Source organism: Pedobacter sp. BMA, from assembly GCF_001027745.1.
Taxonomy (GTDB): domain Bacteria; phylum Bacteroidota; class Bacteroidia; order Sphingobacteriales; family Sphingobacteriaceae; genus Pedobacter.
The window spans coordinates 387,422-399,502 of the sequence record NZ_LECU01000005.1 but is presented as its reverse complement, the minus strand read 5'-3'; the positions used below and the strand labels follow the sequence as shown (position 1 = coordinate 399,502).

Sequence of the window (12,081 nt, the reverse complement as noted above, 5' to 3'; positions counted from 1 at the left end):
ACCCCGTGTCAAAACAAATCATCAAGCTTATGTCAGACTTCAGCAAACTTAAGGAACACATCCAAAAGCGTCATCCTTTCACAGATAACGAGGCAGATGACTTTTGCGAAAATTTTAAGCTGATCCGCGTGAAGAAAAGACAGTTTATCGTTCAGCCCGAGTTTGTTGCGAAAAACAGATTTTTTGTGTTAGAGGGTAGCTTCCGGGCTTATGTGATTGGAGATGAAGGGCATGAGCATACTATACAATTTGCTATTGAAGACTGGTGGATTACAGATTACAACAGTTACATTTTTCAGCACCCTGCTTCTATGTTTGTAATGGCACTGGAAGACAGCCTTGTTCTACAAATTAGTTACGAAACGGAACAGGAACTGAAAAAAAGGGCACACGTGTATGAGACTTTCTTCAGGATACTTGCCGAGCATACGGCTGCACATATGGCCAGGCGGGTAATTCTTAATTTAACCAAAACTGCAGAACAGCGTTTCGAATTCATTCAGGAGAAATATCCGGCAATCGTAAACAGAGTGCCGCAGTATGCTTTAGCTTCTTACCTCGGAATCACTACGGAATATCTGTCAAAGCTTAGGAATAGGCGTGTTTCGCAAAAAAGTTAATCTACTTCAACTTTTTTAGTTGAACCAGTTCGTGTTCATTTCCTAAACCAGTTCATCGTTAGATTGATATCAACCCGCCAAATTTGTAGTGTCACTGAAAGACATTTTTTACTAAAAATAATCATACGAAAATGGCAAATCTAACGAAAACCCAGGTTTTAATCATGGCAGCAACAGCAGGTATTGCGGTTGCCAATGTATACTACAGTCAACCCATTCTACAGGCCATGGCTACGCAGTTTCATATCAGTATAGAAAAAGCAGGTAATATCTCTGTACTTTCTCAAATTGGTTACGGGCTGGGGCTTTTCCTGCTAACGCCTATTGGAGACATGATTGAGCGGAAGAAGCTGATCCTTTATCTCCAGGTCGGGTTGATTTTATCTCTGCTCCTTATTGCCTTTTCTCCAAGCTTAATACTTTTATATGCAGGAAGTCTGCTTATAGGCGTTTTTTCTGTGGTTGCTCAGGTCATTTTACCTATGGCTGCCAGTCTGGTAAAGGAAAATCGTGGTAAGATTGTAGGGCAGATCTTCACGGGTATTTTAATAGGAATCCTCGTCGCAAGAGTTTACAGTGGATTCATCACTGGCATTCTTGGATGGCAGTATGTTTACATTATTTCTGCACTTATGGTGCTGATCACTGCAGTATTAATGCAGCGTGATTTTCCAACAACCAACGAACGTTTTAGCGGAACTTACGGAGGCTTGTTAAGATCGACCATTGCTCAACTGGGGCGATTTCCACTATTGAGAAGAACAGCGTTGACTGGTATGCTTGCCTTTGGCACGCTCAGTGCTTTTTGGGTAAGCTTAACTTTTTACCTGAGCGGAGCGCCATTTAGCTATTCTGCCTCTAGCATAGGGCTGTTTGGTCTGCTTGCTGCCGCCGGTGCATTAATTGCCCCCGTATTTGGCAAACTGGCCGATAAGGGTACGCCTTCCAGGTCGCTGCTATTTTCTACGGCAATCACGCTGATCAGCATTCTTCTGCTAAAACTTTTTCCCGGATCAATCGCTGCAATCTGGGTTACCGTTATGCTATTGGATATTGGTGTTCAGGCCACTCAAGTGACAAATATAGCAGTAATATACACTCTTGATCAGAAAGCGAACAGTCGCATCAATACAGTTTACATGACCAGCTATTTTATTGGAGGCGCTTTAGGATCTTACATTGCGATACAACTATACCAAGCCGGAGGGTGGGGTTTATCGACATCGTTTATGGGCGCAATGGCGCTGGCAGCCATCGCGAATGTAGTGCTCACTAAACGTTTATCTAAACCAAAAACCAGTATATAGATATGAAAATCCTAGTAATAGGAGGCTCTATAGGAGGACTGTGTGCAGGAATTGCCCTGCTGGAAAGGGGCTTTGATGTCGAAATTTATGAGCGGTCTTCCGGAGCTTTGAAAGATCGGGGAGCAGGATTGGTGATCCAGCCTGATATGATGGAATACCTGGTGGAAGCGGGTGTTTCAACAAGGGAAATTTTTGGCGTTCTTGCCGCCCACCGTCAGGTTCTCGATGATAACGGAAATCCTTCATTGATATACCCCAACGATACCGTTTTTACCTCCTGGAACTACCTGTGGAAACAGTTGAGGAATTCTTTTCCTTCTTTAAAATATCATCAGGGTTATGAGCTCACAAGCGTTCAAGATCAGCAGGAAAAGGTGATAGCAAGTTTTAAAAACGGCAAGGTCATCCAGGCAGATCTGCTCATCGGTGCAGACGGAGTGAACTCTGTAGTTCGCGAATACCTGTTTCCAGGAAACCATCCACGTTATGCAGGCTACATTGCCTACAGGGGACTCATTCCAGAAAGTGAACTTAATGTCGAGGAAATTGCTTTCTTTTCAGATAAATTTTCTATCTATCCTTATGCGAATTCACATTTGCTTTGCTACACCATTCCTGGTCCGGGGGGCGAGCTTAAAGAAGGGAAACGCTTATTGAACTGGGTATGGTTTCAAAATAAATCATCAGTAGAGCTAAGGAAAATTTTGACTGATAAGGATGGAAGGCTCCACGAATTCTCTATCCCCGCCGGATACCTGAGCGAAGAAAGTGTAAGCGAGCTTAAGGCAAGGGCGGATGATGAGTTACCTGAAATTTTGAGAAAAAGGGTATACCAAACCAAAAATCCATTTGTACAGGTTATACTGGATATGGAGGTGCCAAAAATGTTTCAGGGAAATGTAGCTATACTCGGTGATGCCGCTTATCTGGTGCGTCCGCATACTGCTTCAGGTTCAGCCAAGGCTTACCGGGATGCAATTACCTTAGCCATGGATATTCAGGAGACAGCTCATTTACAGACTGCATTAAAGATCTGGAATGATCAGCAAATTGCACATGCACGGGCATTGGCTATGCATGGACAGCAGCTTGCATTAAGGAGCGGCCTGGGGAAATGATTTGAAATAATTTCCCTTGCAGTGGCCGCAAAAGCATCGCCATTACTGTGATTAGCCGCCGGACTGAGCTGATTGAATGGTATGAACGTAATGGCTATTTAGCCACCGGAGAAATGATTTGCCTTCGAAGATATAGAAGTAGGTTTTGGTGACCCTTAACAAAATTATATCACTTTAATGGGCATGCGTAAAAGGTTGAATGGATAAGCTCCTGTTCCATAATTGATTTCCGCCACCTGTTAATAAGAATATGTTTGAGGGCTGATGCAACCTTCATTTAAGTTTCTTCGTCTTTCCAGCATATAATCATTCAAATAGATGCTGATCGCATCAAAAAACTGTATATAAGATGAAGAAATCAACTTACCTGTTTATTCTTACCCTTTGTGTATTGAGCAGTTCGTGCACAGTGATGGTAAAAGGAATCGCCAAACTTTTGGTCAAAGACTATAATGACTATACCGATACTAATATCTCTGATATTCAAATTGTCGATACACATGGAAGCACTCACTCATTTGGCAGCCTGTATCAGGGGAAAACTGTCTATCTATATGTGTGGGGAAACACAAAGCCCTCTGTTCAGCAGGAAAAATCATACCGCTTACTAAAGGAACGCTTTGCTAAATACCGCGACGTAAATTTTGCAAGTTTATCTGTAGGTTCGGATACTTCCTCAATCAATAAATTAGGAAAGGATCCGTCATCTGACAAATTCCGGAAAATCCTGAACATTACAAATCCTGCACCATTTATCATCGGGAAGGATGGGGCAATATTGGCTTATAAAGGACCTAAGCCGGATGATAAAATCATTGTAGATTATGTTCTTTATCAGGCCATGGCAGGCGAAAACGGAACTAAATCTGCCAAACGTTTTATCCGGGGGGTAAACGGAAATAACCAGTTTAAATCCCACGAGTTGACTGAATGGTATACGAGCCACTTTGGCAAAGCGCCGGATGATAAGCTAAATATGTCTTTGTCTTCTACTAATTAAAAGAAGCTAACCCCCTAGTTATCTATCCTAAATAAATCTAACGACAAATATTATCTGCGTTTTGATTCTCCTGATTTAGCTGAGATCTGGATACACTTTTTACAGTTTAGGTTTATTTTTCAGATTCATTGTTGCCCACCTTTGTGTTATAAAATTTAATACAATGATTGAGCATAAAGATTTATAAAACCGCAAAACCCGGTAGCTTGAATTGATTCAAGCTATCGGGATAATATAATTCAACTATTAGTACAGATAGGTTGTATTTATATCTCCACAATACTTAAAGACGCGGGACAATTAATTAGTTAATATAATTTTATCCAAAAAGATGTAATCATCTACAGACGCTGCCCAATCTGTTGTTGACCCTCCACGATATACGCCTGTGATGAGCTCGTCAATTTCACGTCCTGCGGTGGTAGTTGCATAACGGATATTGGTTTTGTTAATCAAAGTTTGCGGTGTAGACCAGGTTCCGCTATTGTTTTCACTAATCGTAATTTTCAAAATACCATTCGTATTTGCAGCTGTGTTTAGCGTGACCTCCATTCTTACACGGTACCATTTTCCAGGTTTTAATCCTGTTCCGTCTCCTCCGTAGTACTTTGCGCCAAAATCATCGCCACAGGTTTTTGGCTTATCAACATAGTATACGTATGGCATTAAATAGGCTTCGCCGGCGTCGTCTGTTTTCCACATTACTCGTGAGGTCCAGCCATTGCCATCTGTAGTGATTACACAACCTGTATAGGTTGCTCCTCCACCTAAACCCGGAATTTTCCCACCCCAGCCCCATTCAAATGGTACCGTTACGTAGCCGAATTTTACATCATATTGTAATACCTTTTTTGTAGTGCTTCGCCCAATTGTGGCATTAGACCACATCCCTCCGTCATCTCCAATTTTATTAGCCAACAATTTCACGCGTAGCGTATTGGATTCAGTATATAGCCTGCTGATCTCTGAGGTGTTTAGTGATGAAGAGCCACTATTGGCTGCATTGTCATTTCCAAAGTCGGTAATCCAATAATTAAGTGGGTAGCCTCCATTTGTTCGTGTAAAATCAATCGTTCTTGTATCATATACGGTTTCAGCAGCGGCAGCAGAAGTTACTGCATCGTCTTTGGCAGAAATTTCGAGCGAAGTTGCCTGATTGGCATTCAATTTTTCTACATCGTTTTTGCATGCGGCAGCCAGCGTTGCCAGCAACAAGATAAAAGGTGTTTTTTTCATGATTAGGTTTTTTTAATGTTCAATTGAAATTAACGAACCGGAAGTGTTTGGATGGGTGAAATTTCCAGCTGTTTTGGATGAAAATTCCTAAATAAGAATATAAAAGTAAATAGTTTGCAAAATGAAATCAAACCCTTTTCTAAATTTGCAGCCAATCTAACACTGAAATTATTTTTCGATGACCCTTCCCGATAAAGAAATCCTTGCAGGCCTTGTAGAAGGCTCGCCTTACCCTGTGTACCTGATTCTTGGGGATGATCTGCGTATTGCTGTGGCCAATAGTGCAACACTCAAAGCCTGGGGTAAGGATAACAGCGTAATCGGTATGCGTTTTGGTGATGCGTTACCCGAACTTGCAAATCAGCCGTTCGAAGCGCTGCTCAGGAAAGTTATGACTACGGGAGAGCCATATTACGCCGTGAATGACAGGGCTGAACTGATGATAGGGGGCAAATTGACCGTTTCTTATTACACTTTTAGCTATCAGCCAATTAGTGAGTCAGCTGGTCAGATTGTTGGAGTAGCTTGTTACGCCACAGACGTTACAGAACTGGTTAATAATGTAGCAAAAATCCAGGAATTAAACACCAAAGAGCTCGCTTCAAACACTGCGCTCATACTGGCAAATGAAAGCCTGGAAGCAGCAAATGAAGAATTAATCTCCTCCTACAATCAGCTTGAAACAAGTGAAAAACGTTTCAGAAATCTGATTCAGCAAGCTCCCTTTGCAATTTGTGTGATCAGGGCAAATGACCTGATTGTTTCAGATGTTAATGAGCGTTATCTGGAGCTGGTTGGCAAAACCCGCATGGAGGTAGATTGGAAAATGATCTGGGATGCCATACCAGAAGCCGCAGCACACTATGCTCCGGTGATGCAGACGGTAATTGATACTAATGTACCATATGTTGCTAAAGAAGCAGAGGTAACCTTAGTTCGTAATGGTATTCCTGAACAGGTATTTATAGATTTCGTTTATGAGCCGGTGGTTGATTTGAGCGGATCGGTTATGGCAGTAATGGTAATTGGAATAGACGTTTCTGAAAAAGTTAACACGCGTAAATCAATTGAAGAGATAGAAGAGCGGATGCGTTTGGCTACTCAGGCGGCAGATATTGGTATTTACGAGTTGAAGTATTCCACTAATGAGCTTACCACCTCCGACCGCTTTAATGAGATTCTGGGTTTGGAAAATCCGACCAGAGAAAGCATCCTTTCACTTTATCATCCAGATGATGTTCATTTGAGCGAGCAGGCGCATGGGGAGGCTAAATTAACCGGAAACATATTTTATGAAGCCAGGCTTTTTCCGCCAAACGGTAACATGAAATGGGTAAGGTTTCAGGCACGGATATTTTATAATACCAACAATGAGGGTGACAGGGTAATTGGTACAGCGGTTGATATAACTGAATATAAGGCGTTGCAACAACAAAAAGATGATTTTATTTCCATTGCCAGTCATGAACTTAAAACCCCTGTTACCACACTAAAGGCTTCGCTTCAAATGTTGGAACGTATGAAAAGTAACTTCAATCCGGCAATGTTTCCCAAACTTGTGGACCAATCATCCAGGAGCATTAATAAAATAACCGATCTGGTAGATGATCTGCTTAATGTTTCCAGAATGAGTCAGGGCGAGGTACCACTGCAAAAAGACTGGTTTAATGTGGTCGGGCTAGTGGATGGATGTTGCAGCCACATCAGGGATGCCGGAACGCATTCAATCGTCGTTACCGGAGATAACAGCTTGAATTTATATGCAGATGAGCATCGTGTAGACCAGGTAGTGGTAAATTTAGTGAATAATGCCGCTAAATATGCGCCGGTGAATAGTAACATTTACCTGGATGTGGTTCAGGAAAATAGATTTGTCAAAATATCTGTTAGAGACAATGGTCCCGGTATACCGACCGAAAAACTCCCTTATCTCTTCGACCGCTATTTCAGAGCAGATGAAAGCGGAAGTCAGATCTCCGGACTGGGTTTAGGACTTTACATCAGTGCCGATATTGTTCGCCGACATGGTGGAGAAATTGGTGTAGATAGTAAGGTGGGCGAGGGCAGCAATTTTTGGTTTACGCTGCCCTGGTTTATATGAGTAGGGTACCTGGAAACAATTAATGATCCAAATAGTTACTATCTTTTATTAAACCCTGTCGAATCTTTTTGTTTCAATTTAACAATTTGGCTACGCAAATTTCTCAACAGCGCCTACTATTGACGAATTCATTTGTCTAGATACTTGTAGGAAATGACCATGTTATTTAACCGCTTCTGACTATGGTAACCCTATTACACTTCAATTGCTGACGCACCTGCAGTAGCCACTTCATGATCCTGATCAACAGTTCCTCCTGAGACACCAATGGCACCTATAATGGTTCCATTCACATCTTTTAGAACTACGCCGCCGGGGAAAGTAATTAAACCGCCGTTGGAATGTTCAATATTGTATAAAGGCTGCCCAGGCTGCGACAATTTCCCTATTTCACCTGAATTCATGTCGAAGAACCTCGCTGTTTTCGCTTTTTTTATAGAGATGTCAATCGATCCCAGCCAGGCGTTGTCCATTCTATGGAAGGCTTTTAAATTAGCCCCTTCATCTACTACAGCGATATTCATGGGTACCCCAATTTCGTTGGCTTTGGCTTTAGCTGCTGATGATAACTTTTCTACTAATTCTAATGTCAGACTCATAATTTTATATTGATTAATGTATAGAAGTAACATTGCCGACTGGTTATTGTTCTGGTATTCAGCTAAATTTGTTATTCTGCAGGGGAATGCCTGATCCAGAACAACGAACTAAAGTTAGGCTGACTTACTGGTCGAGATTCCCCAAGGTTTAGCGGATAACTTATCTGCATTTTCCTTGCACTTTGTATGCACTTTCCTTGCATATTGTTTGCCTAAATGCAAGAAAAACCCAGCTTAGGCTCATTTAAACCGCCTTTTTTTTATTAAAACTCCCTTAAACCCACTAAGAAGGCACTTTTTTTATAATAGTTTCAATAGTTGTGACATAATTTTTTGATTTTACTTAATTTCCGATAGTTCCAATGTTCATATAGAAAATTAGCGGCAAAACATTAGTAATTGTAATCTAAAGTCATATATTTGCGGCTCTAAGTTCCCATAGTTCAATGGATAGAATTGTGGTTTCCGGTACCACCGATGGGGGTTCGAATCCCTCTGGGAACACTTGAAGGGACGATTGTTAAATCATCCCTTTTTTTATTGACAATCCTTACTCCCAAATTCCTCATTTTAAGATAGTTGATTAATAGAAGAATTATCATCGCAGGTGTTCAACAGATGCTGTTTTATAGTAGAGATCAGAGTTGAAGACCAAACTTTAAAACTCCCGCTTTTCAAGCATATCCAAGCTATGAAATATAGATTCCTCCGGATATGACCAATATGATCTTCAATTAGGTTAATCACAAACAGAAATAGCGTGCAGGAGTATTATAATCGAACAATTCGTTGCTTTCACTTCTTTTGCCTGATCATTTTTTTTTCTTGTTTGCAAAAGTGCCGGACTTTCAATGTCTAAGGTCATATTTTGGCTTTAGAAATGGGTAACATTCTTATTGATTTTAACGATATATCTTGGACGCTCCACTAATTATTTTGTAATTTACTTTCAGTATGAACCGTAAACCAGATATAAATGCTAAACCGTAGAAAATTCCTCAACTACGCTGCAACCGCAGTGGGAACCACTGCCATGCTTTCTGCCTTAGACAATCCTGCCTATGCCCTTTTTAACAAGACTATTGGGGCAAACGACCAAATCAATATTGGTGTAATAGGAATCAAAGGCATGGGATGGTCTGACCTCAAAGCGGCCCTCAAAGTACCAGGCGTAAATCTGATCGCCCTGTGTGACAGTGATGCAAATGTACTTGATGAAAGGATCGCCGAATTAAAGTCGATGAATGTTGACGCCGCAAAAGTAAAAAGATATAAAGATTATCGTGCGCTGCTTGATAATAAAGATGTTGATGCCGTAATTATCGGAACACCTGATCACTGGCATGCCCTGATGATGATTCATGCAGTACAGGCAGGTAAAGATGTATATGTTGAAAAGCCAGTCGGTAATTCTATTGTTGAATGCAGTACCATGGTTAAAGCACAGGAAAAATATAATAAGGTTGTACAGGCAGGCCAATGGCAGCGCAGTCAGCAACATTTTAAAGATGCTGTTGATTTTGTAAAGAGCGGCCAGCTTGGAAATATCAGAACGGTGAAAGTATGGTGTTACCAGGGCTGGATGAAACCTGCTCCGGTGGTACCGGATACCTTACCTCCTGCAGGCGTTGATTATGCCATGTGGCTTGGGCCGGCGAATAAAAGAGCATACAATGCCAGCAGATATCATTTCAATTTCCGCTGGTTCTGGGATTATGCAGGTGGGTTAATGACCGACTGGGGAGTGCATTTATTGGATTATGGCTTGCTAGGCATGAATTCTCCTGTACCAAAAACCATATCTGCATTGGGTGGCCGCTTTGCTTATCCTGATCTGTATGAAGAGACGCCTGATACGCTGACCACCTTATATGAGTTTGACAAGTTTAACATGGTATGGGACTCTGCTATGGGCATTGATAATGGCTCTTATAACCGCAATCACGGGATTGCCTATATTGGTAACAACGGCACACTGATCCTCAACAGGCAAGGCTGGGAAGTTATTGAAGAAAAGGTAAGTGGGAATAAAGTGAGCAAGCCCTTTGTTAAATCATCAGATAATGGATTGGACAATCATATGGTCAATTTCTTTAGTGTGGTCAGATCCAGAAAAAAAGAAGAGCTGAACTGCTCTATACAAGATGCTGCGCATGTAGCTACTGTTGCTCAAATGGGAAATCTTGCCTTCAGAAGCGGACAAAAATTATCATGGGACAATGCCAAACACGAGTTTACAGATAAACAGGTCAACCATAAATACCTGCTGGCCAAGTATCATAACGGTTACAGCTTACCCAAATTTTGATTCGACTAATCTATCAAAGTTGTTTCCTTGAATACAGGGAATGTTGAATGTTTAGCACACTTTTCTGGCTTCCTGGAGGTTCGGGGAGTTTGTAAACGAAAAAGGACCGCGAAAGCGATCCTTTATGATATAAACCAAACAAACTAAAATCCGGTAACCACTCCGGATAGATATGATCACTTAATAACAGATTTCTTTAAGAATTGTTTCAGCTAGCCATACGGTATCCTCCAGGGGAATCAGGTGTCCGCTGCGGTCTGTGAAAATAATTTCAGTAGTAGCAGGAAGATTTGGAATTGTTTCAGCTCTGGTCATGGCATCTGTGATTGCGGGATCGCTATGGGATACAATTAGTGAAACCGGAACGGAAAGTGTTTTGGTATATTCGGCAATTGAGTGATGTATTCCTTTATCTATCCACCATTTCCGGGTTTCAGGGTGAACCTGTTGAGTAGTGAGTATGGCGGTTTCAAGCTTTGCATCGCTAAGCTCAATATTGATACTGTCCCTAACACTCTTTTTTGCTGAAGGTTCATCGGGGGCTAATCGCATTTCTTTTTGTTGCGCTTCAGGCATTTTTTCTACGCCCGGAGGTGATGGTGCCACCAGTATCACCTGTTTGACTTTTCCGATATCCCGATCATCTACCGCACACTGCAGGGCCAGTTTACCGCCCATCGAATGGCCGATCAGAATGTAGCTTTCCAGTCGGAGTTGCCTTAATGCTCCTGTAATATAATCTGAATAGCCTTGAATTGAGGGTTGAGGCAGGGGAGGGGTATTCCCAAAACCGGGCAGATCAAGTGCTACGCAATTGAACTTTCCCCCAAGATTTTCGATCAACCATTTCCAGGTGATTGCTGCACCACCGAAGTAGTGTAAAAATACCAGTGCGGGACGGTCAGTTGTTGCACTGGTATTTTTGGTATTATGTTCGTGTTGTGTTGTCATTAAAATGCAGATTCGACAGCGCCACCGTCTACCCGATAGTTACTGCCATTTACAAAACTGGCCAGTTCAGATGACAGAAACGCAATGACGTTCGCCACTTCATTGGTTTTTCCCCTGCGGCCCACAGCAAGGTTTGGCCGTTTGTTTTTAAGAAACCATTTAATGGCTTCATTTTTATCTGTACCACGTTCTTTAGCCAGGTCTTCCATCATCGCATCTGTCATTGGTGTGGCAATGAACGCTGGTGATACACAATTGAAGAGTAATCCATCCTTAGAATAGGATCGTGAAAGGCATTTGGATAAGTTAATGATTCCTGCTTTACAGGCATTATATGGCGATTCTTCTTCGTAAGGCTGGTAGGCATTTTCTGAGGCCACCAGTACTACCCGTCCCCAGCCGTTTTGCTGAAGATGTGGAATAAACGCCCGGCATAAGCGTACGGCGCCAAGCAAATCCACCTCTATGGTTTCCTGCCAGTCGTGATCGCTTAGCGTAAGAAAATCGCCTGCTGCCCCACGTGCGCCGGCGCAGTTGATTAGGATATGCGACAGTCCAAACTGCGCTTCAACCTCTTTGGCAAGATTCAATACGCTTTCGTTTTTCGACAGATCTACAGTGATTGCCTTTGCTTCAACACCATCCACCTCGCTTTTTAATTCTTCCAGGGCCTGGGCTAGTTTTTCTTCTTCAACATCCGCCAGAATAATTTTAGCACCTGCTTTTGCCAGTAGTTTTGCTGTTTCCAATCCTATTCCCGAATCTCCGCCGGTAATTACGGCTACTTTGTCTTTGATATTTAAATCCATCTATTTATTTTTTATGATTTGCTCATGTTAGT

General features: G+C 41.9%; 10 protein-coding genes and 1 tRNA gene. 7 read left to right on the top strand and 4 right to left on the bottom strand.

Translation table 11 applies throughout. The features are described 5' to 3' along the window. Positions 1 to 29: 29 nt before the first annotated feature. The 4 genes from AB669_RS11270 (at position 30) to AB669_RS11255 (ending at position 4,045) form a co-directional block, all read left to right on the top strand. Entirely contained in the window at positions 30 to 620 is a 591-nt protein-coding gene (locus AB669_RS11270) for a Crp/Fnr family transcriptional regulator (RefSeq protein ID WP_047799402.1), read from the top strand. A 131-nt stretch (positions 621 to 751) separates the two neighbouring features. Then, positions 752 to 1,927 (top strand): MFS transporter, encoded by a 1,176-nt coding sequence (locus AB669_RS11265; protein WP_047799401.1) that lies wholly within the window; start codon positions 752 to 754, stop codon positions 1,925 to 1,927. 2 nt (positions 1,928 to 1,929) lie between these two features. Beyond that, on the top strand, positions 1,930 to 3,045 hold the full coding sequence (locus AB669_RS11260) for an FAD-dependent monooxygenase (RefSeq protein WP_047799400.1): 1,116 nt from the start codon (positions 1,930 to 1,932) through the stop codon (positions 3,043 to 3,045). Between the two features lie 349 nt (positions 3,046 to 3,394). Further along, positions 3,395 to 4,045, top strand: a complete 651-nt coding sequence (locus AB669_RS11255) for a peroxiredoxin (protein ID WP_156166730.1) — start codon at positions 3,395 to 3,397, stop codon at positions 4,043 to 4,045. A gap of 300 nt (positions 4,046 to 4,345) precedes the next feature. On the opposite strand, the gene AB669_RS11250 is transcribed toward AB669_RS11255, so the two are convergent. Then, on the bottom strand, positions 4,346 to 5,281 hold the full coding sequence (locus tag AB669_RS11250) for a polysaccharide lyase (protein ID WP_047799398.1): 936 nt from the start codon (positions 5,279 to 5,281) through the stop codon (positions 4,346 to 4,348). Between the two features lie 178 nt (positions 5,282 to 5,459). Here AB669_RS11250 and AB669_RS11245 point away from each other — a divergent pair, with 178 nt between their 5' ends. Then, positions 5,460 to 7,382, top strand: a complete 1,923-nt coding sequence (locus AB669_RS11245; protein ID WP_047799397.1) for an ATP-binding protein — start codon at positions 5,460 to 5,462, stop codon at positions 7,380 to 7,382. Between the two features lie 194 nt (positions 7,383 to 7,576). Here the strand turns inward: AB669_RS11245 and AB669_RS11240 are convergent, their stop codons facing one another. Then, positions 7,577 to 7,981, bottom strand: a complete 405-nt coding sequence (locus AB669_RS11240; protein WP_047799396.1) for a heme-binding protein — start codon at positions 7,979 to 7,981, stop codon at positions 7,577 to 7,579. 432 nt (positions 7,982 to 8,413) lie between these two features. On the opposite strand from AB669_RS11240, the gene AB669_RS11235 reads away from it, so the two are divergent. Continuing rightward, positions 8,414 to 8,485 (top strand) — tRNA-Arg (locus tag AB669_RS11235). Positions 8,486 to 8,957: 472 nt separating this feature from the next. After that, positions 8,958 to 10,289, top strand: coding sequence for a Gfo/Idh/MocA family protein (locus tag AB669_RS11230; RefSeq protein ID WP_047799395.1), 1,332 nt, complete (start codon positions 8,958 to 8,960; stop codon positions 10,287 to 10,289). 180 nt (positions 10,290 to 10,469) lie between these two features. On the opposite strand, the gene AB669_RS11225 is transcribed toward AB669_RS11230, so the two are convergent. Next, positions 10,470 to 11,240: an alpha/beta fold hydrolase gene (locus AB669_RS11225; protein ID WP_047799394.1), complete on the bottom strand. Its 771-nt coding sequence runs from the start codon at positions 11,238 to 11,240 to the stop codon at positions 10,470 to 10,472. Beyond that, entirely contained in the window at positions 11,240 to 12,049 is an 810-nt protein-coding gene (locus AB669_RS11220; RefSeq protein ID WP_047799393.1) for an SDR family NAD(P)-dependent oxidoreductase, read from the bottom strand. Before AB669_RS11220 ends, AB669_RS11225 begins: the two co-directional genes overlap by 1 nt. Positions 12,050 to 12,081: the final 32 nt, after the last annotated feature.

What these genes read in the sequence shown, in the direction of transcription:
- AB669_RS11250 (WP_047799398.1), bottom strand. Translation starts at nt 5,281, where the DNA reads ATGAAAAAAACACCTTTTATCTTGTTGCTGGCAACGCTGGCTGCCGCA.
- AB669_RS11245 (WP_047799397.1), top strand. Translation starts at nt 5,460, where the DNA reads ATGACCCTTCCCGATAAAGAAATCCTTGCAGGCCTTGTAGAAGGCTCG.
- AB669_RS11270 (WP_047799402.1), top strand. Translation starts at nt 30, where the DNA reads ATGTCAGACTTCAGCAAACTTAAGGAACACATCCAAAAGCGTCATCCT.
- AB669_RS11240 (WP_047799396.1), bottom strand. Translation starts at nt 7,981, where the DNA reads ATGAGTCTGACATTAGAATTAGTAGAAAAGTTATCATCAGCAGCTAAA.
- AB669_RS11225 (WP_047799394.1), bottom strand. Translation starts at nt 11,240, where the DNA reads ATGACAACACAACACGAACATAATACCAAAAATACCAGTGCAACAACT.
- AB669_RS11230 (WP_047799395.1), top strand. Translation starts at nt 8,958, where the DNA reads ATGCTAAACCGTAGAAAATTCCTCAACTACGCTGCAACCGCAGTGGGA.
- AB669_RS11220 (WP_047799393.1), bottom strand. Translation starts at nt 12,049, where the DNA reads ATGGATTTAAATATCAAAGACAAAGTAGCCGTAATTACCGGCGGAGAT.
- AB669_RS11255 (WP_156166730.1), top strand. Translation starts at nt 3,395, where the DNA reads ATGAAGAAATCAACTTACCTGTTTATTCTTACCCTTTGTGTATTGAGC.
- AB669_RS11260 (WP_047799400.1), top strand. Translation starts at nt 1,930, where the DNA reads ATGAAAATCCTAGTAATAGGAGGCTCTATAGGAGGACTGTGTGCAGGA.
- AB669_RS11265 (WP_047799401.1), top strand. Translation starts at nt 752, where the DNA reads ATGGCAAATCTAACGAAAACCCAGGTTTTAATCATGGCAGCAACAGCA.